The 24,162-nt window shown below is 71.4% G+C and carries 26 protein-coding genes; 14 read left to right on the top strand and 12 right to left on the bottom strand.

The features are described 5' to 3' along the window. Positions 1-14: 14 nt before the first annotated feature. Positions 15-434, top strand: coding sequence for a transcriptional repressor (locus AB0F04_RS04500; protein ID WP_104780680.1), 420 nt, complete (start codon positions 15-17; stop codon positions 432-434). Positions 435-562: 128 nt separating this feature from the next. On the opposite strand, the gene AB0F04_RS04505 is transcribed toward AB0F04_RS04500, so the two are convergent. The 3 genes from AB0F04_RS04505 to AB0F04_RS04515 form a co-directional block, all read right to left on the bottom strand. Beyond that, positions 563-1,396: an isoprenyl transferase gene (locus AB0F04_RS04505; protein ID WP_362037696.1), complete on the bottom strand. Its 834-nt coding sequence runs from the start codon at positions 1,394-1,396 to the stop codon at positions 563-565. A gap of 76 nt (positions 1,397-1,472) precedes the next feature. Beyond that, on the bottom strand, positions 1,473-2,219 hold the full coding sequence (gene recO, locus AB0F04_RS04510; protein WP_003990109.1) for a DNA repair protein RecO: 747 nt from the start codon (positions 2,217-2,219) through the stop codon (positions 1,473-1,475). A 26-nt stretch (positions 2,220-2,245) separates the two neighbouring features. Further along, on the bottom strand, positions 2,246-2,461 hold the full coding sequence (locus tag AB0F04_RS04515; RefSeq protein WP_030836519.1) for a hypothetical protein: 216 nt from the start codon (positions 2,459-2,461) through the stop codon (positions 2,246-2,248). 361 nt (positions 2,462-2,822) lie between these two features. Between AB0F04_RS04515 and AB0F04_RS04520 the strand changes: the two genes are divergently transcribed. Continuing rightward, positions 2,823-3,344 carry a GNAT family N-acetyltransferase gene (locus AB0F04_RS04520; RefSeq protein ID WP_362037698.1) on the top strand — a complete coding sequence of 174 codons (522 nt, stop codon included), beginning with the start codon at positions 2,823-2,825 and terminating at the stop codon, positions 3,342-3,344. Here the strand turns inward: AB0F04_RS04520 and AB0F04_RS04525 are convergent. Together AB0F04_RS04525 and AB0F04_RS04530 are read right to left on the bottom strand one after the other, a co-directional pair. Further along, on the bottom strand, positions 3,287-3,526 hold the full coding sequence (locus AB0F04_RS04525) for a hypothetical protein (protein ID WP_362037700.1): 240 nt from the start codon (positions 3,524-3,526) through the stop codon (positions 3,287-3,289). The two genes, AB0F04_RS04520 and AB0F04_RS04525, sit on opposite strands and share 58 nt — an antisense overlap. Before the next feature lie 200 nt (positions 3,527-3,726). Next, the gene (locus AB0F04_RS04530) at positions 3,727-4,164 is read right to left on the bottom strand and encodes a protein phosphatase (RefSeq protein ID WP_362037702.1); all 438 of its coding nucleotides are present in this window, start codon (positions 4,162-4,164) and stop codon (positions 3,727-3,729) included. Between the two features lie 349 nt (positions 4,165-4,513). On the opposite strand from AB0F04_RS04530, the gene AB0F04_RS04535 reads away from it, so the two are divergent. Further along, a complete protein-coding gene (locus tag AB0F04_RS04535; protein ID WP_362038660.1) occupies positions 4,514-5,446 on the top strand; it encodes a dihydrodipicolinate synthase family protein in 933 nt (310 codons plus the stop codon). A gap of 14 nt (positions 5,447-5,460) precedes the next feature. Here the strand turns inward: AB0F04_RS04535 and AB0F04_RS04540 are convergent, their stop codons facing one another. From AB0F04_RS04540 to leuA, 5 genes are all read right to left on the bottom strand, one after another. Further along, entirely contained in the window at positions 5,461-6,123 is a 663-nt protein-coding gene (locus AB0F04_RS04540; protein WP_362037705.1) for a response regulator transcription factor, read from the bottom strand. Beyond that, positions 6,120-7,361 (bottom strand): sensor histidine kinase, encoded by a 1,242-nt coding sequence (locus AB0F04_RS04545; protein WP_362037707.1) that lies wholly within the window; start codon positions 7,359-7,361, stop codon positions 6,120-6,122. The genes AB0F04_RS04540 and AB0F04_RS04545 overlap by 4 nt, the downstream gene beginning before the upstream one ends. A gap of 50 nt (positions 7,362-7,411) precedes the next feature. Beyond that, complete coding sequence (locus tag AB0F04_RS04550; RefSeq protein ID WP_362037709.1) at positions 7,412-9,505, bottom strand: MMPL family transporter; 2,094 nt, start codon at positions 9,503-9,505, stop codon at positions 7,412-7,414. Between the two features lie 152 nt (positions 9,506-9,657). Further along, complete coding sequence (locus AB0F04_RS04555; protein ID WP_362037711.1) at positions 9,658-10,353, bottom strand: TerB family tellurite resistance protein; 696 nt, start codon at positions 10,351-10,353, stop codon at positions 9,658-9,660. A gap of 210 nt (positions 10,354-10,563) precedes the next feature. Beyond that, entirely contained in the window at positions 10,564-12,285 is a 1,722-nt protein-coding gene (gene leuA, locus AB0F04_RS04560) for a 2-isopropylmalate synthase (RefSeq protein WP_362037714.1), read from the bottom strand. Between the two features lie 335 nt (positions 12,286-12,620). On the opposite strand from leuA, the gene AB0F04_RS04565 reads away from it, so the two are divergent. The 9 genes from AB0F04_RS04565 (at position 12,621) to AB0F04_RS04605 (ending at position 20,830) form a co-directional block, all read left to right on the top strand. Next, positions 12,621-13,682 (top strand): M4 family metallopeptidase, encoded by a 1,062-nt coding sequence (locus AB0F04_RS04565; protein WP_362037716.1) that lies wholly within the window; start codon positions 12,621-12,623, stop codon positions 13,680-13,682. Between the two features lie 20 nt (positions 13,683-13,702). Continuing rightward, entirely contained in the window at positions 13,703-13,969 is a 267-nt protein-coding gene (locus tag AB0F04_RS04570) for a protealysin inhibitor emfourin (RefSeq protein ID WP_362037718.1), read from the top strand. Between the two features lie 96 nt (positions 13,970-14,065). Next, complete coding sequence (locus AB0F04_RS04575) at positions 14,066-15,388, top strand: GH1 family beta-glucosidase (RefSeq protein WP_362037720.1); 1,323 nt, start codon at positions 14,066-14,068, stop codon at positions 15,386-15,388. Between the two features lie 152 nt (positions 15,389-15,540). Beyond that, positions 15,541-15,993, top strand: a complete 453-nt coding sequence (locus AB0F04_RS04580) for an ATP-binding protein (protein WP_362037723.1) — start codon at positions 15,541-15,543, stop codon at positions 15,991-15,993. Between the two features lie 135 nt (positions 15,994-16,128). Next, a complete protein-coding gene (locus AB0F04_RS04585) occupies positions 16,129-16,242 on the top strand; it encodes a keywimysin-related RiPP (protein WP_107092234.1) in 114 nt (37 codons plus the stop codon). Between the two features lie 108 nt (positions 16,243-16,350). Next, complete coding sequence (locus tag AB0F04_RS04590; protein WP_362037725.1) at positions 16,351-18,183, top strand: lasso peptide isopeptide bond-forming cyclase; 1,833 nt, start codon at positions 16,351-16,353, stop codon at positions 18,181-18,183. A gap of 13 nt (positions 18,184-18,196) precedes the next feature. Then, complete coding sequence (locus tag AB0F04_RS04595; protein WP_362037727.1) at positions 18,197-18,577, top strand: lasso peptide biosynthesis PqqD family chaperone; 381 nt, start codon at positions 18,197-18,199, stop codon at positions 18,575-18,577. Further along, the gene (locus tag AB0F04_RS04600; protein WP_362037729.1) at positions 18,574-19,047 is read left to right on the top strand and encodes a lasso peptide biosynthesis B2 protein; all 474 of its coding nucleotides are present in this window, start codon (positions 18,574-18,576) and stop codon (positions 19,045-19,047) included. The genes AB0F04_RS04595 and AB0F04_RS04600 overlap by 4 nt, the downstream gene beginning before the upstream one ends. Further along, entirely contained in the window at positions 19,025-20,830 is a 1,806-nt protein-coding gene (locus AB0F04_RS04605) for an ABC transporter ATP-binding protein (RefSeq protein WP_362037731.1), read from the top strand. Before AB0F04_RS04600 ends, AB0F04_RS04605 begins: the two co-directional genes overlap by 23 nt. Before the next feature lie 16 nt (positions 20,831-20,846). On the opposite strand, the gene era is transcribed toward AB0F04_RS04605, so the two are convergent. Beyond that, the gene (gene era, locus AB0F04_RS04610) at positions 20,847-21,809 is read right to left on the bottom strand and encodes a GTPase Era (RefSeq protein ID WP_362037733.1); all 963 of its coding nucleotides are present in this window, start codon (positions 21,807-21,809) and stop codon (positions 20,847-20,849) included. A gap of 173 nt (positions 21,810-21,982) precedes the next feature. On the opposite strand from era, the gene AB0F04_RS04615 reads away from it, so the two are divergent. Further along, the gene (locus AB0F04_RS04615) at positions 21,983-23,293 is read left to right on the top strand and encodes an ammonium transporter (protein ID WP_362037735.1); all 1,311 of its coding nucleotides are present in this window, start codon (positions 21,983-21,985) and stop codon (positions 23,291-23,293) included. Further along, the gene (locus AB0F04_RS04620; protein ID WP_362037737.1) at positions 23,290-23,628 is read left to right on the top strand and encodes a P-II family nitrogen regulator; all 339 of its coding nucleotides are present in this window, start codon (positions 23,290-23,292) and stop codon (positions 23,626-23,628) included. Before AB0F04_RS04615 ends, AB0F04_RS04620 begins: the two co-directional genes overlap by 4 nt. Positions 23,629-23,653: 25 nt before the next feature. Here the strand turns inward: AB0F04_RS04620 and AB0F04_RS04625 are convergent, their stop codons facing one another. Beyond that, positions 23,654-24,130 carry a hypothetical protein gene (locus tag AB0F04_RS04625; protein ID WP_362037738.1) on the bottom strand — a complete coding sequence of 159 codons (477 nt, stop codon included), beginning with the start codon at positions 24,128-24,130 and terminating at the stop codon, positions 23,654-23,656. Positions 24,131-24,162 lie beyond the last annotated feature (32 nt).

The following is a 24,162-nucleotide window of genomic DNA, read 5'->3' on the forward strand; positions in this document are numbered from 1 at the left end:
GTGAGGAGGCAACGGTGACGACCGCTGGACCGTCCGTGAAGGGCCGCGCCACCAAGCAGCGGGCCGCTGTGGCGGCGGCCCTGCAGGAGGTCGACGAGTTCCGCAGCGCGCAGGAACTGCACGACATGCTCAAGCACAAGGGCGACTCGGTCGGGCTCACCACGGTCTACCGCACCCTGCAGTCCCTCGCCGACGCCGGTGAGGTCGACGTCTTGCGTACGGCCGACGGCGAGTCGGTGTACCGGCGTTGCTCCACCGACGACCATCACCACCACCTCGTGTGCCGTGGCTGCGGCAAGGCCGTCGAGGTGGAGGGGCCGGCGGTGGAGAAGTGGGCCGAGTCCATCGCCGCGGAGCACGGGTATGTGAACGTGGCTCATACGGTGGAGATTTTCGGGACCTGTGCGGAGTGCGCGGCTGCCTCCGGCGGTTGAGCGGTATCGCCGTGGGGTGACGCGGTCATCCGGCTGCGGCCTGGTTCGAGGCCGATCGCGCAGTTCCCCGCGCCCCTGAGTCGGCGCGGTCCGACGGCCGCGGGAAGGGCCGCCGGACCCGTGCGCCGCTACGGCTGCTCGCCCTCCATGGCCAGCAACTCCTCGTTCGGGATCGCCCCGCCGAAGCGGCGGTCCCGGGAGGCGAACTCCAGGCAGGCCCGCCACAGGTCACGCCGGTCGAAGTCCGGCCACAGGACGTCCTGGAAGACCATCTCTGCGTAGGCGCTCTGCCAGATCAGGTAGTTGGAGGTGCGCTGCTCGCCGCTGGGCCGCAGGAACAGGTCCACGTCCGGCATGTCCGGGTAGTACATGTACTTCGCGAAGGTCTTCTCGTTGACCTTGGACGGGTCGAGCTTGCCGCTCTTCACGTCCTCCGCCAGTGCCTGCGCCGCGTCGGCGATCTCGGCCCGTCCGCCGTAGTTCATGCAGAAGTACAGCGTGAGCTTGTCGTTGTCCTTGGTCTGCTCCTGGGCGACCTGGAGCTCCTTGGCGACGGACCGCCACAGCTTCGGCATCCGTCCGACCCAGCGCACGCGGATGCCCAGCTCGTCGAGCTGGTCCCGGGTCTTGCGGATGAAGTCCCGGTTGAAGTTCATCAGGAAGCGCACCTCGTCCGGCGAGCGCTTCCAGTTCTCGGTGGAGAAGGCGTAGAGCGAGATGGCGCCCACGCCCATCTCGATGGCGCCCTGGAGCACGTCCAGCACGCGCTCGGCGCCGACCTTGTGACCCTCGGTCCGGGGCAGCCCCCGGTCCTTGGCCCAGCGGCCGTTGCCGTCCATGACGATCGCCACATGCTGCGGTACGAACTCCCCGGGGATCTTCGGGGGCCGCGCGCCGGACGGGTGCGGCTCCGGCGTCCTGTACTCCCGGCGCTGACGCCCCAGGATCCCGCGTACGGCCATGTGTTTCTCGTCTCCTCGTGCTCGCTTGCTTGTGTGCTGCTCGGTGGTGCGGCTGCTCGGTGGTGCGCTGCTCGCGCTACTTCTCGACGTAGCGCAGGGAGCGCAGCCCGCGCTCCATGTGCCAGTGCAGGTAGGCGGACACCAGCCCGCTGCCCTCGCGGACGTAGCGGGCCTCGCACGCGTCCGCGGTCTCCCAGTCTCCCGTCAGCAGGGCGCCGAGGAGTTCCAGGGCCTGGGGCGAGGGTACGACGCTGCCGGGGACACGGCAGTCCACGCAGACGGAACCGCCCGAGGCGACCGAGAAGAACCGGTTGGGTCCGGGCATCCCGCACTTGGCGCAGTCGGTGAAGCTCGGGGCGTACCCGTTGACGGCGAGGGAGCGGAGCAGGAAGGCGTCGAGCACGAGATGGGGTGCGTGCTCTCCCCGGGCGAGGGTCCGCAGCCCGCCGACCAGCAGCAGGTACTGCTGCACGGCCGGTTCTCCCTCGTGGTCGGTGAACCGCTCGGCGGTCTCCAGCATGACCGTTCCGGCCGTGTACCGGGCGTAGTCGCTGACGATGCCGCCGCCGTACGGCGCGATGGTCTCGCTCTGGGTGCACAGGGGCAGCCCGCGTCCGACCAGCTCGCTCCCCTTGGCGAAGAACTGCACGTCGACGTGGGAGAACGGTTCGAGACGCGCACCGAACTTCGACTTCGTCCGGCGCACGCCCCGGGCCACCGCGCGTACCCGTCCGTGACCGCGCGTGAGCAGCGTGATGATCCGGTCCGCCTCACCCAGCTTCTGGGTGCGCAGCACGATGCCGTCGTCGCGGAACAGACTCATGGAGCCATTCTGGCAGGGCCGTCACGTCAAGGGACCTCGCCCCTGCTGCGGGCGTTGGCGTACGCGGTCGCCGCGCGCAGCCGCTCGGCCGGGGTGGCGTGCCGGACGGCTCCGGGGTCGGCGTCCCACTCCCTGCCGCCTCCGTACGGCCTCAGCTGCACGTAGGGCCCCTCATGCCCCATCACGATGCCGATGCGGCCGCTGCGGGTGTCCACGACATACGCGCCGACGGGGGGCTTCATCGCCGCACCGCCGCGAGCCGCAGGGCGCCGTCCGGGGACGTCCGGCCCGGTACGGCGAGCGGGCAGGGCGCTTTGCGCGCGAGACCCGCCGGGTCAAGTCCCAGTGAGGGCCGGATAATTCCGGCCTTGGCGAGTTCTGCCCGCAATTCTTTCACCGCGTCCTCCGCTTCTTCGGCGCAGAGCGCCGAGTGTCGTGCCTCCACCGTGCTCCCCTCCCCTGCGGGTTTTCACTCTTCGCGTCTTTCAGGTGACGCTCGGCGACTACACTCCGGAGGGGTCTGTGTTCTACAACTGCCGTTCAACGCAGAGGGGTTCGGCACAAGGCGCTGCAAAACGGGGGTCTTTTCGAAAGAATCCAGTCATGAGAACGACGGAAGGACACCCGGAGCCGGAGTGGAGCATGCGCCCCGCGCGGCCGGCGGACGTCGAGGCGATAGCGGAACTACGGGCCGTGGTGATGCGCCCGGACCTGGAGCGGTTGGGCCGCTACGACGAACACCGGGTCAGGCAGCGCCTGCGGGACGGCTTCTCCCCCCGGCACACGTGGGTCATCACGTCGGCGGGCGCCTTCGCGGGCAGCGTCTGCCTGCGTCCGTCCGAGAACGGCCACTGGCTGGAGCACTTCTATCTCATCCCGGCGCTCCAGGGCCGGGGCCTGGGCTCAGCGGTCCTGCGCACCCTGCTGAGCACCACGGACGTCTCCGGCGACCTCGTCCGCCTGAACGTCCTCCAGGGCAGCCCGGCCCGCCACCTCTACGAACGCCACGGCTTCACGGTGGAGACCCAGAACCCGATCGACGTCTTCATGCTGCGACACCCTGCGACTCAGCTCACAGACCCGGGCTCGGCGCAGGCCGCGGCGATGACCGAGGAGTCCCAGTAGAACGGGCGGACCTCGGTGATCCGCCCGTCCTTGACCGTGATCGTCTGCAGGACGGGAAAGAAGATGGGGGCGAGCAGCCCGAAAGAGGCCTCGCCCGGGCCCCCGGCGGCGAAGTACTGCGCTTCTGCGGCGTACATGCCGGCGAGGAGGCGTGCGGAGTCCGCTGGAACCGGTGTCGTCATGCTTTCAGCGTGATCACCACGACGGGGCGGCGCTGGCGAGAATCAGACCTCGTGCTGCGCTGCGCGGTGTCCACAGCACACCCCAGGCCGTGTTCTTCGCGGACACGACGCAGGTCCATGGCCCCGATGCATCTCCCCGGGCGGCACCCGCGCTCACCGGAAGGGCGACCGAGGTATGAGGTGCCGGGCCGGAGGAAGGCTCACCCCGTGCCGAAGCCGCGCACGTACCGTCGCTGCCAGGGCGTCTCCACGGCATGCCGGTCGTAGTGCCGCCGGACGTATTCCACCGCCTCCTCCCCCGGCACCCCGTCCAGCACGGCCAGGCAGGCCAGGGCCGTGCCGGTGCGGCCGCGGCCGCCTCCGCAGGCGAGCTCCACCCGCTCCCCGGCGGCCCGTTCCCACACCTCGGCCAGTACCGCTCGGGCTGCCGCCCGGTCCACGGGGAGACGGAAGTCGGGCCAGCGGATCCAGTCCGACTCCCAGGAGACCTCGGGCGGCCGCCGGCCGAGCAGGTACACACCGTAGGCGGGAAGGGGCTCGCCGGGATCCAGGGGGTGGCGAAGGCCCCGGCCCCGCACCAGCCGGCCCGACGGCAGCCTCAGGACACCGGCGTCACTCTCGCTCCACAGCTCGGTCATGACCCCATCATGGTCCGCTCCCGCCCTGGACGGGTCGTTCCTGAGCCGGGTCCTCGGCCTACTGCTCGGCCTCACGGAACGCCCGGCCCCGGCCCCGGTGTTCGTCCCGCACGGCATGCTCCTCCCGATCGGCCCGGTCCCGCGGTTCGGGCCGGTGCCGTCGGCGACCCGCCCGCCGAGCGGCCGCCCGCTCCGCACGCGCTGCCGGAGGACGGACGGGGCCCGCGCGGAGCAGAGGCCGGGCCTCTCGGCCGCGTCGGCGCCCGCGCACCGCTTCCGCTGCCACCATCCTGTCCGGGAGGACGAGCCGACCCGCGGCCTCGTCCAGGCGCACCCCGATGGAGACTCCATGGCCCTCGCCCCGCTGACCGGTGTCATCCCGCCCGTCTGCACGCCGCTGACACCTGACGGCGAGGTGGACGTCCCCTCGCTGCTCTCGCTCGTCGACCATCTGGTGGCGGGCGGGGTGCACGGACTGTTCGTACTCGGCTCGACCTCGGAGGCGGCGTTCCTTCCCGACCGGCAGCGCAGGCTGGTCGTCGAGTCGGTCGCCGGTCATGTGGGCGGGCAACTCCCGGTGCTGACCGGGGCGATCGACATGACGACGCCCCGGGTCCTGGACCACGTCGCGTCGGTGACGGCGGCGGGCGCGGACGGGGTCGTCGTCACCGCCCCGTTCTACACCCGCACCCACCCCGCGGAGATCGCCCGCCACTTCCGGGCGGTCGCCGCCGCGAGCCCGGTGCCGGTCATCGCCTACGACCTTCCCGTCGCCGTCCACACGAAGCTGCCGGCCGACGTGGTGCTGGAACTCGCCGCCGACGGGGTGGTGGCGGGGCTCAAGGACTCCAGCGGTGACCTGGCCGCCTTCCGCCAGGTGGTGACCGGCGCCCGGGAACGCGGGGCCATCACCGGCTTCAGCGTGCTGACGGGGTCCGAGCTGATCGTCGACGCGGCGCTCGCGATCGGCGCGGACGGCACGGTGCCGGGCCTCGGCAACGTCGACCCGCAGGGCTACGTCCGCCTGGACGGCCTGTGCCGCGCCGGTGACTGGGACGGGGCCCGTGCCGAACAGGAGCGTTTGTGCGCGCTGTTCGGCATGGTGGGCGTCGGCGACCCGGCCCGGATGGGCCCCAACTCCTCGGCGATCGGCGCCTTCAAGGCGGCGCTGCACCTGCGCGGGGTCATCGCCTGCCCGGCGACGGCACAGCCGCAGATCCCGCTGTCCCCGGACGAGGTGGAGCAGGTCGGCACATACCTGGCGGCGGCGGGGCTGCTGTAGCGCTCCGCCGCCCGTCAGACGCTGCCCGGTGTCACCATGCCCGACTCGTAGGCGACGATGACCAGTTGGGCCCGGTCCCGCGCCGCCAGCTTGCCCATGATGCGGCTGACATGGGTCTTCGCGGTGAGCGGGCTCAAACCCAGCGCGTCGCCGATCTCCGTGTTGTTCAGGCCGCGGGCGACCAGCGCGAGCACCTCCCGCTCCCGGCCGGACAGGCACTCGGGCCCTCCGGTCGCCGGTGCGGACGGGCTGCGCAGGAACCGCTCGATCAGCCGTGCCGTCGGTCCGGGCGACAGCAGGGCCTCGCCGGCGGCGACCGTGCGGACGGCGTCCAGGAGTTCGGCCGGCCTGGTGTCCTTGACCAGGAACCCCGAGGCACCGGCCCGCAGCGCCTCGACGATGTTCTCGTCGGTGTCGTACGTGGTGAGGACGAGCACCCGTACGTCCGCGAGGTCCTCGTCGGCCGCGATGAGCCGGGTCGCCTCGATGCCGTCCAGGTCGGGCATCCGGATGTCCATCACCACGAGGTCGGGGCGTGCGCCGCGGGCCAGTTCGACGGCCTGCCGGCCGGTGGCGGCCCGGCCGACGACCTCCATGTCCCGCGCCGACTCCACGAGCATCGCGAACGCCTCCCGCACCAGGGTCTGGTCGTCCGCGAGCAGCACCCGTATGGTCATCCGGCTCTCTCCCCCGTCGTGGTCAGCGGCAGGACCGCCCGCACCTCGAATCCGCCCCCGGTGCCCGGTCCGGCGTCGAGTGTGCCACCGACGCTGCGGGCCCGCTCCCGCATGCCGACGAGGCCGAAGCCCGGGGTGCCGCCGGGGGACGGTCCGGTGCCGTCGTCGCGGACCGACAGGTGCAGGGCGCCCTGCCGTTCGTCCAGTTCGACGTGGACGGCCGGTTCGGGTCCCGCGTGCCGTACGGCGTTGGTGAGTGCCTCCTGCACGATGCGGTAGGCGGCGGCGCCCACGGCGGGCGGTGCCCGCCGAACGCGTACGGTCTGCTCGACGCGGGCTCCGGCCAGCCGCGCCGCCTCCGCCAGGTCGGGCAGACCGTCGAGGCCGGGCAGCGGGCCTCGGGCGTCCTGGGGGCCGTGCTCGCGCAGCACCTCCAGGGTCGTACGGAGTTCGCCGCGGGCACTGCGGCAGGTCTCGGCGATGTCGTCGAGGGCCTTGGCCACCGTCTCCCGGTCGAGCCGCTCCGGGTCGGCGGACAGCACGTGGGCGGCGACGGAGGTCTGCACGCCGATCAGGGTGATGCTGTGGGCGAGCAGGTCGTGCAGGTCCCGGGCGATGCGCAGCCGCTCCTCGGCGACCCGCCGCCGGGCCTCCTCCTCGCGGGTGCGTTCGGCGCGTTCGGCGCGTTCCACGATGGAGGCGACGTACTGGCGGTAGAAACGCACGTCGACTCCGCAGAACAGCACGGCGACGACCCAGCCGGACGCCTTCAGCAATCCCAGTGCCTCGTGGGCGCTGATGGTGAGCATCACGCTCACCGACAAGGCGATGACACCGATGCCGACCAGGACGGTGCGCAGCGGACGGCCGGTGACGGCGACGGTGTAGAGGGCGACGTAGGCGCTCTGGGTGGCCGCCGTGTGCGTGTACTCGAGGAAGTGGTAGGGGCAGACACAGGCGATCACGCCGAGCAGGACGAGCACCGGACGGCGGCGGCGCCACACCAGCGGTACGTGGGAGACGAGCAGCAGGGTCCAGCCGAGCGCGTCGGGGCTGCGGCCGTCGTCGACCGTGAGCGCGAGGACGGCGGAGAAGCCGGCGACGAGGATGGCGAGGACCGCGTCGTTGCGGAGGGCGTTCGGGGCGGTCAGCGGATCGCGGTTGATCGCGACCATGATCCGCTCCGCGGGACGCGACCAGGCCGCCGTCGTGGTGGTGGGTGCCTGCACAGGGGTCATCCTCGGCGAGGAAGGCGTCCCTCCGGGAGGGGAGGGACGCCTTCGGTCGGTCAGGGGGCGTTCGCGGCCACGGGCTCGCGCTCCGGCGGCTCTCCCGTCCGCTCCGGCGCACGGGAGAGCCTGCCCGGCCACCACATCCGCCGCTTGAGCAGCACACTCGCCGTGGTCACCAGGTACGTACGCACCAGGAACGTGTCGAGCAGAACCCCCACCGCGATGACGAACCCGAGCTCCACCAGCCCGACCATCGGCAGCGTCGTCAGCACGGCGAACGTCGCCGCCAGCACCACCCCCGCCGAAGCGATCACCCCACCGGTCGTCCGCAGCGCGGTGAGCGCCGCCGCCTCCGGCTCGGCCCCCCGCACGGACTCCTCCCGCATCCGGTGCATCAGGAAGATGCCGTAGTCGACGCCGAGGGCGACCAGGAACACGAAGGACAGCAGCCCGAGCCCCGGATCGGTCCCGGCGAACCCGAACACCGGCTCGAACACCAGCCCGCCGATGCCGAGCGCGGCGCCCCAGACCGCGACCACCGCCGCCAGCAGCAACAGGGGCGCGACGAGGCTGCGCAACAGCCCCACCAGGATGACGAACACGGCGGCCAGCACCAGCGGCACGATCACCTTCCGGTCCCGCGACTCGCTGTCGGCCAGGTCGATCTGCTGGGCGCTGGGCCCGCCGACGTAGGCGCCCATCGGGTCGAGCCCGGCCCGCAGCGCCTCGATGGTCCGGGTCTCGGCCGGGGTTTCGGGGGCGGCGGTGGTGAAGACGGCGATCTCGGTCCACCCCGAGCCGCTGCGGCCGGGAGCCACCTCGGCGACGCCCTCGGTCGTGCGGGCCCGGTCCGCGGCCGCCCCGGCCCGCTCCTCCGGTGCGATGACCGTCACGGGCCGGCTGCTGCGCTCGGGATACTCCTGCGCGAGGGTCCGCATCGCCGTGATGGACTCGGGCCGTTCGGTGAAGGAGTCCTCCTGCCTGAGGCCGCCGGACAGGTTGAGGGTGCCGAGCGCGAGCGCGCCGAGCAGCACGGCCCCGCCGACGAGCACGGTGGCGGGGCGCCGTGTCGCCGAGGAGCCCATCGCGGCGAACAGCGACCGCCGGGCTTTCGGCTCGCTGCCGAACGCGGGGACCAGCGGCCAGAAGACGCGCCGTCCCAGCAGCACCAGGACGGCAGGCAGCAGGGTCGTCATGGCGACCAGCGCGGCGAGCACCCCGATCATGCCGACCGGCCCCATGCCGCGGCTGCTGTTGAGGTCGGCGGCGAGCAGGCACAGCAGCCCGGCCGCGACGGTCCCCGAGGAGGCCAGCACGGCCGGTCCGCAGCCGCGCAGGGCGCTGCGCATGGCGTCGTACGGCCGCTCGTGGCGCCGCAGTTCCTCGCGGTAGCGGGAGACGATCAGCAGCGCGTAGTCGGTGCCGGCGCCGAGGACCAGCACGGTCATCACGCCGCCGCTCTGGCCGGTGACGGTGACGTCGAACAGTTCGTGCAGTCCGTACCCGGCGGCCATCGCCGCCGCGGCGGCGACCCCGGCCACGGCGAGCGGCACCAGCCACAGGAACGGGCTGCGGTAGATGAGGACGAGCAGCACGGTGACGACGCCGAGCGTGGCGAGCAGCAGCGTGGCGTCGAGCGTGCCGAACACCTCGTTCATGTCGGTGTTCAGCGCGCCGGGCCCGCCGACCTCGACGCTCAGTCCGCCGCCGCCCTCGGCGATGTCCCGCACCCCGCCGACGAAGGCGTCCCGGGCCTCTTCGTCCTGGCCGGGCTGGGTGCTGGAGACCGGGTACATCAGGGTGGAGCCGTCCTTCGACCCCATGCCCTTCGGTTCCGCCGCCAGGTCGTAGGCGCCGCTCACCTCGGTGATCTGCTCGTCGGCGGTGCGCCGGTCGGCGTCGGTCAGTCCGCCGTCCCGGTGGTAGACGAGCACCAGGTCGGTCGCCTCACCGCCCGGCAGCTCGTCCTGGATTCTCGCCACCTGGGTCGAGTCGGCGCTGTCGGGCAGGTAGTCGACCGCGCGGTTCTGCTGGATGTCGGAGAACTTGCCCGCGAGCGGCCCTACCAGTACGAGCGCGGCGAGCCACAGCCCCACCACCAGCCAGGGGACGGCCCGTTTCCGCCCGCTGCGCGTCCTTACGGCCCCCATGGGTCCGGCTCCCTCCGGTCGGGTGTCTGGATCGGTTTCCAGACTCCCGCCGGGCGGGGGCCGGTTCGTCGGGCGTGGGGGCGAGTTGGGACGTACTGCCGGGGGCGGTCCCGGCGGGGCGTTACTCCCCGGGGAGTAACGGGAGGTGTGCTCTAGGAAGGCGTGCGCGCCGCCGCGAGGAGGCGGGTCACGTCGTCGGAGCAGATGGTGAGCGCCGCCCCCACCGTCGCCAGCACGTCCCGTTCGGCCGTGGTGTACGGGCCGTCCGCCAGGGCGATGCGGGCGCCCTGCAGCAGGATCGATTCGCGGCCGACGGCGGCGAGGTGCGGAGTGAGCGGGTCCAGCGCCTCGTGGAGCTCTATGGCCAGCCCGGCGCCGCAGGGCTCGCCGGCGATGCGGCCGGTGTCGGCCTCCAGCGCCTCGACGAGGGCGGCCAGCTGTTCCTCCGTGCAGTCGTCGAAACCGGCGGCGCGCACGGCGAGGACGGCGGCCTCCAGTGCCGTACGCGACCCGGCGCCGCCCGCGGCCAGCACCGCGAGGGCGACGGTGTGCACGGCGTCGCGGAGCATCGCGGAGAAGCGGGTGGTGGTCGGATGGTCGAGGACGTCGGTGCCGAAGTGGCGGCGGCAGGCCGCGCACTCGACGACGGGGCCGGTCTCGCCGCGCGGCAGCACGGGCAGACCGAGCAGGGTGAAGCGGCGTTGTCCGGTCAGCCGCTGGTAGTTGCGGTCGCCGCCGCATCCGGGGCAGAAGAACTCTCCGTCACCGGCGGCCGTCCACGCGGTCCGGGTGCCCAGGATGCGCGAAAGCCTGGCGGCATGGCCGTTTCGTCCCCGTCCTGGCAGCACGTCGCACCTCCGTCACGCCGCACGGCAACGTCGCCGCGCTTGCGTGATGTTAGCCACATCAGAGACGAGGAGTCAGCACCCCGGAGGAGACCTTTCCGTGACCTCCACAGCAATTGGCCGGTATGCGACGGGGCCCCGCCCGCCGGGTGTCGGCGGACGGGGCCCCTGCGGTCTCCTGAGCGGCCTGGTGCCGCAGACCCGTACGGCTGGTCAGCGAGCCGCGCGGTTGACGGCCGAGACGACGGCCTTCAGCGAGGCCCGCGTCGTGTTGGCGTCGATCCCGATGCCCCACAGGACCTTGCCGTCGATCGCGCACTCGATGTAGGAGGCGGCCTGCGCGGAGGCACCCTCGCTCATCGTGTGCTCCTGGTAGTCCAGCAGGCGTACGTCGATGCCGACGGACTGCAGGGCGTCGAAGAAGGCCGAGATCGGACCGTTGCCCGTACCGGTCAGGACGGTGTCCTGGCCGTCGACCGTGGCCTCCACCGTCAGCGTGTCCACGCCGTCGGTGTCGGTCGTCGACTGGTTGTTCTTGACCTGGATGCGGCCCCAGGGGTTCTCGGGGTTGGGCAGGTACTCGTCCTGGAAGACCGCCCAGATGTCCTTCGGCGTGACCTCGCCGCCCTCGGCGTCCGTCTTGGCCTGGATGACCTTGGAGAACTCGACCTGCATGCGGCGCGGCAGGTCCAGGCTGTGGTCGTTCTTCAGGACGTAGGCGATACCGCCCTTGCCGGACTGCGAGTTGACGCGGATGACCGCCTCGTAGGAGCGGCCGACGTCCTTGGGGTCGATCGGCAGGTAGGGGACGGCCCACTCGATGTCGTCGACCGTGACGCCCTTGGCGGCCGCGTCGGCCTCCATGGCGTCGAAGCCCTTCTTGATGGCGTCCTGGTGGGAGCCGGAGAAGGACGTGTAGACCAGGTCGCCCACGTACGGGTGGCGCGGGTGGACCTCCATCTGGTTGCAGTACTCCCACGTGCGACGGATCTCGTCGATGTCGGAGAAGTCGATCTGCGGGTCGACGCCCTGCGAGAACAGGTTCATGCCGAGGGTGACCAGGTCGACGTTGCCGGTGCGCTCGCCCTGGCCGAACAGGCAGCCCTCGACGCGGTCGGCGCCGGCCATCAGGGCCAGCTCGGCGGCGGCGACGGCGGTGCCGCGGTCGTTGTGGGGGTGGATCGACAGGCAGACGTGCTCGCGGCGGGAGAGGTTGCGGCCCATCCACTCGAAGCGGTCGGCGTGCGTGGAGGGAGTGGAGCGCTCCACGGTGGCGGGCAGGTTCAGGATGATCTCGCGGCCCGGGCCGGGCTGCCAGACGTCCATGACCGCCTCGCAGACCTCCAGCGCGAAGTCCAGCTCGGTGTCGGTGAAGATCTCGGGGCTGTACTGGTAGCCGAACTCGGTCTCCGGGCCCAGCAGCTTCTCGGCGTACTCCATGACCAGGCGGGTGCCGTCGACGGCGATCTGCTTGATGTCGTCCTTGGAGCCGCGGAAGACCACGCGGCGGAAGACCGGGGCGGTGGCGTTGTACAGGTGGACGGTGGCGCGCTTGGCGCCCTTCAGGGACTCCACCGTGCGCTCGATCAGGTCCTCGCGGGCCTGGGTCAGTACGGAGATGGTGACGTCGTCGGGGATGGCCCCGGGCTCCTCGACGATGGAGCGCACGAAGTCGAAGTCGGTCTGGCCGGAGGCCGGGAAGCCGACCTCGATCTCCTTGTAGCCCATCTTGACCAGCAGGTCGAACATGGCGCGCTTGCGGGCGGGCGACATGGGGTCGATCAGGGCCTGGTTGCCGTCACGCAGGTCGGTGGAGAGCCAGCGGGGGGCGGTGGTGATGCGCGCTTCCGGCCAGGTGCGGTCCGGGATGTCGACCTGCTCGTAGCGGCCGTACTTGTGGATCGGCATGGAACTGGGCTGCTGGCGGTTCGCCATGATGCGGGGGCTCCTCAGGAGGTGTCCGGAAAGGACGGCCGACGACGCAGCACCAAGCTCCGCGGGGAGGGAGTCGGCCTCGACTACAGGCCCTCGCCGCGGCAGCTAAGGAGAAGCAGCCCGAAACGCATGATGCGCAGCATGCTAGCCGAGCCGCTCCCCGGCGCGTGGGGTCGTATCAGTATGCGGGACCGGACACCCAAACGGGACAAAAAGTGCGCCATGCCACTTCTCCATAGCATCAATCACGGAGCGTGATGGCCGTTGTCCCGGTATTTCACCAATCATGGTGGCGACCAGTGACAGTCTCGTCACTCAGTGCAAGGGTGCCGAGCATGACGACTCACGGGGGCTTCGAGCCCGTCTTCTGCACCATCGTTCCGCCCCATGTCCTCGACCGGCTCGCCCAGGCCGAGGACCCCGCGCTCGCCGGACCCGCCCGCCGCACCCTGCAGCGCGACGCCTTCGAGCGCACCCAGCGCCGCCTCACCACGGTCATCGGCGCGAGCGCCGTCGCCGCGGTCGCCGACGGCACCCCGCAGCGCACGATCCACGACGCCCGGCACGGCACCGGCCTGCCCGGCCACAAGGTCCGCGGCGAGGGCGACAAGCCCGGCAAGGACGCCACCGTCAACCGCGCCTACGCCGGTCTCGGCGCCACCTTCGAACTGTTCCTCCAGGCCTACCGGCGCGACTCGATCGACGGCAACGGCCTCCCGCTGAACGCGACGGTGCACTACGACCGCGACTACAACAACGCGTTCTGGAACGGCGAGCAGATGGTCTTCGGCGACGGGGACGGCGAGATCTTCCTCGACTTCACCATCCCGGTCGACGTCATCGGCCACGAACTCGCGCACGGCGTCACGCAGTACACGGCCAACCTCACCTACTTCGGCCAGCCCGGCGCGCTCAACGAGTCCCTGTCGGACGTCTTCGGCGCCCTGATCAAGCAGTACACGCTCGGCCAGACCGCCGCCGAGGCCGACTGGCTGATCGGCGCGGGCCTGCTCGCCCCGCGGGTGACGGGCACGGCGCTGCGCTCCATGAAGGCGCCGGGCACGGCGTACGACGACGACGTCCTCGGCAAGGACCCGCAGCCTGCGACGATGGACGACTTCGTGCGCACCGGCCGGGACAATGGCGGTGTCCACATCAACTCGGGCATCCCGAACCACGCCTTCTACCTCGCGGCCACTGCCCTCGGCGGGCACGCCTGGGAGCAGGCCGGGCAGGTCTGGTACGACGTGCTCACGGGCGGCGAACTGCGGCAGGACGCGATGTTCACCGACTTCGCGACGCTCACCGTCAAGGCCGCACGGGAGCGCTTCGGTGACGGGGAGGAACTGGACGCCGTCGCGAAGGGCTGGGAGCAGGTCGGGGTGCGGACCCTGTAGTTCCGTACTAGACAGGTCCCATGCGGATTCAGGTGAGGCGTACGGGCGGGTTCGCGGGCATCGAGCGGTACGCCGAGGTGGACACCTCGGACCGGCCCGATGCCCCGGACTGGCACACCCTGGCCGATCAGGCCCTGGCCGCCGGCCGGAGCACACCGCCGGTCGGGGTCCCGGACGGGTTCGTCTACCAGCTCACGGTGGACGGGAAGACCGTGTACTGCGCGGACCCCCGGCTGACGGACGAGCAGCGCACGCTGATCTCACGGGTGCTGAAGGAGGGGGCGTGACGAGGGGCGCGACGGGGGGCGTGACAGCAGGGGCGTAACAGCTCCTTCGCGCCCGGGCGTTGACTTCCGTTACCGCCGGTACGGATGATCCAGCGCATGGCGACTGACGCAGGCAACCCGATCCCCCGCTTCCCGGACGGTTTCCTCTGGGGTGTGTCCACCTCCGCGCACCAGATCGAGGGCGGCGCGGACGAGCGTGAGCCGTCCGTGTGGGACGCTTTCACGGCCGGGCCGGGACGGGTGAAGGACGGCTCGACTGCGGCGGTGGCCTGCGACCACGTCCACCGCCACGCCGAGGACGTGGCCCTCCTGGCCGAGCTGGGCGTGAACGCCTACCGCTTCTCTATCTCGTGGCCGCGGGTGCGCTCCGAGAAGGGCCTGGACTTCTACGACCGGCTGGTCGACGACCTGTGCGCGGCCGGCGTCCGCCCGGTGCCGACGCTGTTCCACTGGGACCTGCCGGCGGACCTGGACTGGCTGGAACGGGACACGGCCGAGCGCTTCGCCGAGTACGTGGCGCAGGTCGCGGGCCGTCTCGGCGACCGCGTGACGAAGTGGATCACCCTGAACGAGCCCGCCGAGCACACCCTGTTGGGCCACGCCCTGGGCGTGCACGCGCCGGGGAAGCAGTTGTTGTTCGACGCGCTGCCGGCCGCCCACCACCAGCTGCTCGGCCACGGCCTGGCCGTACGGGCCCTGCGCGCCTCGGGTGCCACCGACATCGGCGTCGCCAACTCGCACGGCCCGACCTGGGCGGCGTCGACCGAAGCGGCGGACGTGGAGGCCGCGGACTTCTACGACCTGCTGCTGAACCGCCTGTTCGCGGACCCGCTGCTGCTCGGCCGCTACCCGGACGGCATCGGCGACCTGATGCCGGGTGACGTGGAGGCGGACCTGAAGGTGATCGCCGAGCCGCTCGACTGGTACGGGATCAACTACTACGCACCGACGCGGGTCGGTGCCCCGCAGGGCGCGGAGATCGAGTTCGGCGGCATCACCATGCCCGCCGAACTGCCCTTCTCCGTCCGGGAGATCGAGGGGTACCCGGTCACCGACTTCGGCTGGCCGGTCGCCCCCGAGGCGCTCACCGAAGTCCTCACCACCTTCCGCGACCGCTACGGCGACCGGCTTCCGCCCGTCGTCATCACCGAGAACGGCTGCTCGTACCCGGGCGTCGACGACCAGGACCGCATCGCCTACCTGGACGGCCATGTCCGCGCCCTGCACCGGGCGGTGGAGGCGGGCGTCGACGTGCGCGGCTACTTCGTGTGGTCCCTGCTCGACAACTTCGAGTGGGCGGAGGGCTACGCACGCCGCTTCGGCCTGGTCCACGTCGACTTCGACACCCTGGAGCGGACCCCGAAGGCCTCGTACGCCTGGTACCGGGAGCTGCTGCGGTCACAGCGGCCCACGGTGTGATGACGACGCAGATGGTTGCAGTGTGAACTGCTTCACGCGCATAGTTACTTCTGTGACCAGGGTTCCGGAAGCAGCAACTCCCCCAGCCGGACGGTCCGTTGTCCGCTCGCCCCTTCCTTGACTGCGCCCACCCCCCACGGAAGGCGATCGCCGTGTCCCCCCACACGACATCCACTCCCCGGTTCCTGGACGCAGTGCGCCCGGACCGCACCGACTGGCTGGAGCTGCCCCCGCAGCGGACCAGCGTCAGAGCCGCCCGCCACGCCCTGCGCGCACGGCTGGCCGCGTGGCAGGTGCCCGACGAGGTATGCGCGAACGCCGTGCTGCTCGTGTCCGAGCTGGTGACCAACGCCGTACTGCACACGCTCAGCGAGCGGATCCTGTGCGGCGTCCAGATGATGAGGGACGCGCGCTTCCGGCTGGAGGTCCACGACGGCGACCTCACGGGCCGCGGCCTCCCCGACCGCTGCCCCGGCCCCGACGACGAGGGCGGCCGCGGCCTGCTGCTCGTACGCGAGATGGCCGACAGCTGGGGCATCACCTGCTCGGCCCTCACCGGCGGCAACGCGGTGTGGGCGAGCCTGGCGACAGGGCAATGCCCCTGATAATTCCTAAAGGTTGAATCGGTAACACAATGGGCGCTTCGGGCATACCTGGCCCCTTGGTAAAAAGCACCCATTGGTGTCTATGGTGGAAGAGATAACCGATAGCGACGCGCGCAGTTCAGGAGGTGCAACGCCATGCGCACCTACGAGCGTCCGACGCTGACTGCGGTCGGCTCCTTCCGCAAGACCGGTCTGGGCTTCAGGGCAGGACCGGAGAGGTTCTGGTTCTTCCGGAGGAGGTTCTTCTGATCCGCCGGGCAGGTAGCCGGCGCAGGATCTCCGAGGGGCGGTGGGACGTCGGTCCTGCCGCCCGCATCTCTTGATCACCTCAGGGCTCGGCGTACAGGGAGGGACCGCATGGTTTTTCCTGGATCCGGCGAAGGGGCGGGCTGGTTCGTCGTCCTTCCGGACTGCGCTTCGGCGGCCCCGGTGTCCGCCGCGCTCCGCACCCCCGACGTGCAGGAGGTCAGCCACCCGTCGGGACGGCCGTGGCTGCTCGGCCACTGGTCTCCCGATGCTCTGACCATCGGTGAGGCGGGCCGGACGAAGATCGCTGTTGTCGGTGAACACGCCGTCACCGCCGACCGGCTCACCGCGGCGGCCGCCCGCATCGGGACGATCGCCGGCCTGGACGGGCCGGCCCGGGGCATGGCCGGGAGTTCGCATCTGCTCGCCTCGGTCGCCGGACGGGTGCGTGTCCAAGGAAGCGTCACCGGCTTTCGGCGGGTGTTCCACGCCAGGATCGGGGACGCCGCCGTGGCCGCTGACCGGGCCGACGTGCTGGCCGCCCTGCTCGACGCGGAGGTCGACGCCCAGCGGCTGGCGACCCGCCTGCTGAATCCGTGCGCGCCCCACCCGCTGGGCGCGGAACCGGTCTGGCGAGGCGTGGGCGCCCTGGGAATCGGCCACTATCTCGCCCTCGACGCCGACGGCCGGGGGCACCCCGTCGGGTGGTGGGCTCCCCCGGAGCCCGTGGTGCCGATGGCGGAGGGCGCGCCGGCGTTGCGGGAGGCACTGTCGGCGGCGGTGGACGTCCGGGTCCGGGGCCGGAACGTGGTGAGCTGTGATCTGGGCGGCCTGGACTCGACGTCGGTGTGCGCTCTGGCCGCCCGCGGCACGGCGAAGGTCGTCGCCTACACCGCCGACGGTCTCGATCCGCTGTGCGACGACGTGACCTGGGCTCGCCGCACGGTCGCGGGACTGGGCGACGTCGGTCACCACGTCATCGCCGGAGACCGGTTGCCCATGGTGTACGAGGGCCTCCGGGACGTGGACGAGCACTTCGACGAACCGTGCCCGGCGATGATGCATCCCAGCCGCTGTCTGCTCATCCCACGGCTGGCCGCGGCGCAGGGCTCCCGCACGCACCTGACGGGCTTCGGCGGGGACGAGTTGCTCTCCGGGTCGCCGGCGCATCTGCACACGCTGGCCCGGACCCACCCCGGGACGGCGCTGCAGCGCCTGCGCGGCTTCGCCGCCCAGGGACCGTGGCCGTACCGGGAAACGCTGCGGCAGTTGTGGGACAACAGCTCCTACCGGACGTGGCTCGCCCGGGCCGGCGACCTGCTCACCGCGGCACCGCTCCCCCTGGAGACTCCGGCGCTGGACTGGGGGACACCACCGAGGCTGCCCCAGTGGGCGACACCGGACGCCGTCGCGGCCGTACGCGGGCTGATCCGCAGCGCTGCGCGTACCGCAGAACCCCTGGCGGAAGGGCGCGGCCGGCACGTCGAGCTGGACGCCCTGGGGAACAACTCCCGCATGGTCCGGCAGGTGAGCCGGCTGGCCGGCCGCACCGGGATCACCCTCACCGCCCCCTACTACGACGACCGCGTGGTCGAAGCGGCCCTGGCCGTGCGACCGCAGGACCGGGTCACCCCCTGGCGGTACAAGCCGCTCATCGTGGAGGCGATGCGCGGCATCGTCCCCGAGGAGAGCCTGACCCGGCACACCAAGGACGAGGGTTCCTACGAGGCGGAGGCAGGGATGCGGGAGCACCGGGCCGAGTTGCTGGCCCTGTGCGAGGACTCCCGTTTGGCCCGGCTGGGTCTGATCGACGCGGAGGTGCTGCGCGAGACGTGTGGCGGGCCCCTGCCCCCGGCCCTGCCGTTCGACGCGCTGTACCAGACCGTGGTGTGCGAGATGTGGCTGCGCTCGCTGGAAGCCGCCACCACCGCTGTTCCGGGCTGAATGGAGACGGCCGATGGCGTTCAAGCTGCGTGAGGGTGTGTTCACGGCCGAGACCGACTACGGGATCGCGATCCTCGACGAGGACCACGACCAGTACTGGACGCTCAATCCCAGCGCCGCGATCGCCTTGCGCACGTTGCTGGAGGGCGGCACCGAAGCCGACGCCGCGCAGGCGCTCAGCGAGGAGTACACGGTGGACCTCGGCACCGCGCGACGGGACGTCCGGGATCTGGTCGGTGGACTGCGCTCGGCGGGCCTGGGAGCGGAGGGGACCGGCGGGCCGCAAGAGCGGACCGGAGCGTCGACGCCCCCCTCGGGAGGGCCCGCGCGGCCCGGGACGCACGGCCGTTGGCCGCATCTGCGCGGCCGTCGTGCGGGGAGGAAGCGGCCATGACCTCACCGGAGGTGATCTTCCACGACCCGCGCTCGGTGCCCCTGCGGCGCCGGATCCCGGTCCGGCTCGCCGTGGGCGCGGCACGGCTCCTGGCCCGTCGGCGCCCCCGGCGCATTCGGACAGCACTGGAGTGGCTGCGCCGGGGCGCCCGTCCGGCCACCCTCGAGCAGACCCGGGCCGCCCGGGACTCCGTGGTCACGGTCAGTCTGGCGTGCGGGGGACGGGAAGGGTGCCTGCCCCGGTCCCTCGCCACGGTCCTGCTGTGCCGCCTGCACGGCCAGTGGCCCACCTGGTGCGTCGGCGCGCGGCGCCTGCCGCCCTTCGGTGCGCACGCGTGGGTGGAGGCGGAGGGGGTGCCGGTGGGAGAGAACCACCCGCCGGACTACTTCCGCCCTCTGTTCACCGTGCCCTGCGCTCCTGGTTCCGTCAGCCGTGAGGCCGTGATCCATGAAGCCCGACGCGACAAATGAGACCGGCGAGCGCAGCCGGACGGGCCTACGGAACTTCCTGCGCCTGCTGTACGGCCACCGGCGCTGGGTCGCCCTCGCCGTCCTGCTGACGCTGGGCGCCTCGGCTCTGAGCCTGGCCCAGCCGCTGCTGGTCAAGCAGGTGATCGAGTCGACCGCGTCCGGCACGTCGATCGGGCCCGTACTCGCGCTGCTCGTTGTCCTCTTCCTCGCCCAGGCCCTGGTGCAGGGCCTCGCCCAGTTCGTCCTGGCCCGGACCGGCGAGGGGATCGTCCTGGGGATCCGGCTCGGTCTGATCAAGCACGTGCTGCGGCTTCCCATGGCCGTCTACGACCGCCACCGCATAGGCGATCTCATCTCGCGGACCAGTACCGACAGCACGACGTTGCGGCTGCTCGTGGCGGAAGGCTTCACCGAAGCGGTGACCGGCGCCATCGGGCTGATCGGCATCGTGGTGCTGATGGTCTGGCTCGACTGGCTGATGTTCCTCGTCGTGCTGGGCATGGTGGCGATCGCCACCGTGATCGTCGTCTCGGTGCTGCACGGCATCGAGGTGGCGTCACTGACCACACAGCGGGCGACGGGGGCGATGACCGCTGATCTGGAGCGCGCGCTCGGTGCCATCCGCACGGTCCGGGCCAGCCGCGCCGAGCAGCGCGAGACCGACCGCATCGCGGGGGGCGCCAGATCGGCCTATGCGGGAAGCGTGCGGATGGCGAAGCTCGACGCCGTGGTGGCACCGGCGATCCAGCTGGCCGTCAAGGGGTCCTTCGTCGTCGTGCTGCTCATCGGCGGCATGCGGGTCGCCGACCGGCAGGGGTCGGTCGCCGATCTCGCCGCCTTCCTGCTGTACATGATCTATCTGGTGGAGCCGATCGGCATGCTGTTCCAGTCCCTGAGCACCATGGAGCAGGGCGTGGGCGCGTACCGCAGGGTCACGGAGGTGCTGGAGCTGCCCACGGAGCAGGACGCCGTGCCCGGGGCCGGAGCCCGGGCGCCCGGCCCCGCGAGGGTCGGCGCCGGCCCGTCGAGGGCACCCGTTCTGGAGTTCCGCGACGTCTGGTTCGGCTACGAACCGCGACGCCCCGTCCTTCGCGGCGTGACCTTCGAGGCGCCGGAGCGGTCCCATGTCGCCCTGATCGGCAGCTCGGGAGTCGGCAAGTCCACCGTCTTCGCGCTGATCGAGCGGTTCTACGACCCCGATGACGGCCACATCCTCTTCGACGGCCGTGACATAGGAGTGACCGGCAGGGTCGAACACCGGGCCCGGGTCGGCCTGGTGGAACAGCACGCCCCGGTGCTGTACGGCACGCTGCGGGAGAACCTGACCTACGCCGTCCCCGACGCGGGGCAGGAGGAACTGGACCGGGTGGTCGAGCTGGCGCACCTCACGGACCTGATCGACCGCCTGCCGCGGGGCCTCGACAGTGACGCCGGGGAGCACGGCATGGCTCTCTCCGGTGGCGAGCGCCAGCGGATCGCGATCGCCCGTGCGCTGCTGGCCCGGCCGCGTCTGCTCCTGCTGGACGAGCCGACCGCCCATCTCGACGCGGTCAGCGAAGCGGCGCTGCGCCGGTCGATGCGGGAAACCGCGCAGGAGTGCACGCTCGTCGTGATCGCGCACCGCATGTCGACCATTCGCGCCGCGGACCTGATCGTGGTCCTGGACGCCGGCCGGGTCGTGGCCACCGGCACCCACCGGGACCTCGTCGACAGCAGCGAGCACTACCGCTCGCTCATCCTCGCCCAGCAGCCGGGCGACCTCCGCGTGCCGCGCACGGCTTGAAGGCCTGATGAGCGCCTCAGAACCCCAGCTTGCGCAGCTGCCGCGGATCCCGCTGCCAGTCCTTCGCGACCTTCACATGGAGGTCCAGGAAGACCGGTGTGCCGAGCAGGGCCTCGATCTGTTTGCGGGACTTGATGCCGACCTCCTTCAGGCGCTTGCCCTTGGGGCCGATGATGATGCCCTTCTGGCTGGGGCGCTCGATGTAGACGAAGGCGTGGATGTCGAGGAGGGGCTTGTCGGCGGGGCGGTCCTCGCGGGGGAGCATCTCCTCGACGACGACGGCGATGGAGTGCGGCAGCTCGTCGCGGACGCCCTCCAGCGCGGCCTCGCGGATCAGCTCCGCGATCATGACCTGCTCGGGCTCGTCGGTGAGCTCCCCGTCGGGGTAGAGCGCCGGACCCTCCGGCAGCAACGGGACGATCAGGTCGGCCAGCAGGCCCACCTGCTTGTCCCCGACCGCCGACACGGGCACGATCTCCGCCCACTCGAAGCCCAGTTCCTTGCCGAGCTGGTCGATCGCGATGAGCTGCTCGGCGAGCGTCTTGCCGTCCACCAGGTCGGTCTTCGTGACGATCGCGATCTTCGGCGTCTTCTTGATGGACGCCAGTTCCTTCGCGATGAAACGGTCACCCGGGCCGAGCTTCTCGTTCGCCGGCAGGCAGAAGCCGATCACGTCGACCTCGGCCCACGTCGTGCGCACCACGTCGTTGAGCCGCTCCCCCAGCAGCGTGCGCGGCTTGTGCAGCCCGGGGGTGTCGACCAGGATCAGCTGGGCGTCCGGGCGGTGCACGATGCCCCGCACCGTGTGCCGGGTCGTCTGCGGCTGGTTCGCCGTGATCGCCACCTTCTGGCCGACCAGAGCGTTCGTGAGGGTGGACTTGCCCGCGTTGGGGCGGCCCACGAAGCAGGCGAAGCCGGCGCGGTGGACGGTCTCGCCCGACTCTTCGGATGACTGCATGCGAACGCTCATGCCGCCCATTCTCCCTGATCCAGGAAGCCCCTTCGCACAGCGGTCCGCGCATCCCCGGCACGGTGAGCTTCCCGAAACCCTCACGCAATGAAACACCGTGGAAACACACCCGTGCACAACCCGAAACGCACGGCGTCGACTCTCTGACGAGCCCCCGGAGCCCCCACCCCGTTGGAGACACCGTGCCTCTGGCCGCCGCAAGCGCCGACACCGGCGACACCGCCTGGCTGCTCGCCGCCACCGCCCTCGTCCTGCTGATGACCCCGGGTCTGGCCCTCTTCTACGGCGGCATGGTCCGCACCAAGAGCGTGCTCAACATGCTGATGATGAGCTTCGTGTCGATCGCCCTGGTGACGGTGGTGTGGCTGGCGGCCGGCTACTCCCTCGCCTTCGGCGAGGACGCCGCCGGCGGTCTGATCGGCGGGCTGGAGCACGCCGGTATGAGCGGCCTGGGCCCGGACAGCGTCCAGGGCACGGTCCCCACCCTCCTGTTCGCCACGTTCCAGCTCACCTTCGCGATCATCACGGCCGCGCTGGTCAGCGGTGCCGTGGCCGACCGCGCGAAGTTCGGCGCGTGGCTGGTCTTCGTGCCCGTGTGGGCGCTGCTCGTATACGTTCCGGTCGCGCACTGGGTGTGGGGCCCGGGCGGCTGGATCCTGGAGAGGCTCGGCGCCCTGGACTTCGCGGGCGGCCTGCCCGTGGAGATCGTCTCCGGTGCCTCGGGGCTGGCGCTGTGCCTGGTGCTGGGTCCGCGCATGGGGTTCAAGAAGGAGGCCATGCGCCCGCACAACCTGCCCATGGTGGTGCTGGGTGCCGGTCTGCTGTGGTTCGGCTGGTTCGGCTTCAACGCCGGTTCCGCGCTCGGCGCCAACGGGCTCGCGGCCGCCGTGTTCCTCAACACCCTCGCCGCGGGCTGCACCGGCCTGCTCGGCTGGCTCTTCGTGGAGCAGAAGCGCGACGGCCGTCCCACGACCCTGGGCGCGGCCTCCGGCGCGGTCGCGGGCCTGGTCGCCATCACGCCGTCCTGCGGGTCCGTCTCGCTGCTCGGCGCGCTGGTCGTGGGCCTCGCGGCCGGTGTCGTCTGCTCGTACGCCGTGAGCTGGAAGTTCAAGCTGAACTACGACGACTCCCTGGACGTCGTCGGTGTCCACCTGGTCGGCGGTGTCATCGGCACGCTCCTGATCGGCGTCTTCGCCGCGGAGTCGATGACCGGCGGCGCCGAGGGACTGCTGTACGGCGGCGGGCTCGGTCAGCTCGGCAAGCAGCTCGTGGCCGTGGTCGTGGTGGCGCTGTACGCGTTCGGCGTGACGTACGGCATCGGGCGGCTGATCGACGTCACGATGGGCTTCCGTGCGAGCGAGGAGCAGGAGCAGACCGGCCTGGACCTTACGGTGCACGCCGAGACGGCCTACGATCACGGGGTCCTGGGCCACGGCGCCCCGGTCTCCTCCTCCGTCGTCTCCCCCGCCCAGAAGGTCACCCCCCAGGCATGAAGCTCATCACCGCGATCGTCAAGCCGTACCGTCTCGACGAGGTCAAGAACGCCCTGCAGGAACTCGGCGTGCACGGTCTGACCGTGAGCGAGGCCAGCGGCTACGGCCGGCAGCGCGGCCACACCGAGGTGTACCGCGGTGCCGAGTACCAGGTCGACCTGGTGCCCAAGGTCCGGATCGAGGTCGTCGTCGGGGACGCGGACGCCGAGGCGGTCATCGACGCGGTCGTGAAGGCCGCGCACACCGGCAAGATCGGCGACGGCAAGGTGTGGGCGCTGCCCGTCGACACCGTCGTGCGGGTGCGGACGGGCGAGCGCGGCCCCGACGCGCTCTGACACCGGGGCCGCGCCGCCCTCGTTCTCAGTCGAACACGAACGGGCCCGGTGACTGCGGCCCGGCCGCCGTGCAGGTGATGGTGATACCGAAGACGGTCATCTTCAGTGAGCCGCCGAAGGCCTCCAGACTGTCGCCTGAGGCCACGGTTCCGCTGAGGGGACCGACCTCGACCGGGGCCCCGGCCGCGATCGCCGGGTTCTCCGTGCCGGTGAAGTCGACGCTCCCGCCGCCGCTCTTCACCAGGGTGAGGGTGGACGAGATCGAGTCCTCTCCCAGCGCGATGGGCGCCGTGATCGCGGAGGACTTGACCGTCAGGGTGGCGGCGGTGCCGTCCTGCGTGGCCGTGAGCGTGGCCTCGCCACTGCCGAAGGCACCGCAGTCCGCGCTGATCGTCGCCGTCTGGGGGGTGACGGCGAGGGCCGTGGGGGCGACGGCGAGCCCGGTGACCGCGAGGGCCCCGGCCGCCAGTGCCGCACCTGCTCCGATTCGCTTGCATCTCATGGGATTCCGGCTCCCTTTCCATGTGGGGGGAC

The organism is Streptomyces sp. NPDC029041, from assembly GCF_040637515.1.
In the GTDB taxonomy this organism is placed as follows: domain Bacteria; phylum Actinomycetota; class Actinomycetes; order Streptomycetales; family Streptomycetaceae; genus Streptomyces.

Excerpts from the sequence above, each read along its gene's own strand:
- AB0F04_RS04515 (WP_030836519.1), bottom strand. The coding sequence starts at position 2,461 with ATGAAGCCCCCCGTCGGCGCGTATGTCGTGGACACCCGCAGCGGCCGC.
- AB0F04_RS04620 (WP_362037737.1), top strand. The coding sequence starts at position 23,290 with ATGAAGCTCATCACCGCGATCGTCAAGCCGTACCGTCTCGACGAGGTC.
- AB0F04_RS04600 (WP_362037729.1), top strand. The coding sequence starts at position 18,574 with ATGACCTCACCGGAGGTGATCTTCCACGACCCGCGCTCGGTGCCCCTG.
- AB0F04_RS04520 (WP_362037698.1), top strand. The coding sequence starts at position 2,823 with ATGAGAACGACGGAAGGACACCCGGAGCCGGAGTGGAGCATGCGCCCC.
- AB0F04_RS04505 (WP_362037696.1), bottom strand. The coding sequence starts at position 1,396 with ATGGCCGTACGCGGGATCCTGGGGCGTCAGCGCCGGGAGTACAGGACG.
- AB0F04_RS04530 (WP_362037702.1), bottom strand. The coding sequence starts at position 4,164 with ATGACCGAGCTGTGGAGCGAGAGTGACGCCGGTGTCCTGAGGCTGCCG.
- AB0F04_RS04585 (WP_107092234.1), top strand. The coding sequence starts at position 16,129 with ATGCGCACCTACGAGCGTCCGACGCTGACTGCGGTCGGCTCCTTCCGC.
- AB0F04_RS04595 (WP_362037727.1), top strand. The coding sequence starts at position 18,197 with ATGGCGTTCAAGCTGCGTGAGGGTGTGTTCACGGCCGAGACCGACTAC.
- leuA (WP_362037714.1), bottom strand. The coding sequence starts at position 12,285 with ATGGCGAACCGCCAGCAGCCCAGTTCCATGCCGATCCACAAGTACGGC.
- AB0F04_RS04550 (WP_362037709.1), bottom strand. The coding sequence starts at position 9,505 with ATGGGGGCCGTAAGGACGCGCAGCGGGCGGAAACGGGCCGTCCCCTGG.
- AB0F04_RS04565 (WP_362037716.1), top strand. The coding sequence starts at position 12,621 with ATGACGACTCACGGGGGCTTCGAGCCCGTCTTCTGCACCATCGTTCCG.
- AB0F04_RS04625 (WP_362037738.1), bottom strand. The coding sequence starts at position 24,130 with ATGAGATGCAAGCGAATCGGAGCAGGTGCGGCACTGGCGGCCGGGGCC.
- AB0F04_RS04590 (WP_362037725.1), top strand. The coding sequence starts at position 16,351 with ATGGTTTTTCCTGGATCCGGCGAAGGGGCGGGCTGGTTCGTCGTCCTT.
- AB0F04_RS04545 (WP_362037707.1), bottom strand. The coding sequence starts at position 7,361 with ATGACCCCTGTGCAGGCACCCACCACCACGACGGCGGCCTGGTCGCGT.
- recO (WP_003990109.1), bottom strand. The coding sequence starts at position 2,219 with ATGAGTCTGTTCCGCGACGACGGCATCGTGCTGCGCACCCAGAAGCTG.
- AB0F04_RS04540 (WP_362037705.1), bottom strand. The coding sequence starts at position 6,123 with ATGACCATACGGGTGCTGCTCGCGGACGACCAGACCCTGGTGCGGGAG.
- era (WP_362037733.1), bottom strand. The coding sequence starts at position 21,809 with ATGGGCGGCATGAGCGTTCGCATGCAGTCATCCGAAGAGTCGGGCGAG.
- AB0F04_RS04525 (WP_362037700.1), bottom strand. The coding sequence starts at position 3,526 with ATGACGACACCGGTTCCAGCGGACTCCGCACGCCTCCTCGCCGGCATG.
- AB0F04_RS04570 (WP_362037718.1), top strand. The coding sequence starts at position 13,703 with ATGCGGATTCAGGTGAGGCGTACGGGCGGGTTCGCGGGCATCGAGCGG.
- AB0F04_RS04605 (WP_362037731.1), top strand. The coding sequence starts at position 19,025 with ATGAAGCCCGACGCGACAAATGAGACCGGCGAGCGCAGCCGGACGGGC.
- AB0F04_RS04535 (WP_362038660.1), top strand. The coding sequence starts at position 4,514 with ATGGCCCTCGCCCCGCTGACCGGTGTCATCCCGCCCGTCTGCACGCCG.
- AB0F04_RS04575 (WP_362037720.1), top strand. The coding sequence starts at position 14,066 with ATGGCGACTGACGCAGGCAACCCGATCCCCCGCTTCCCGGACGGTTTC.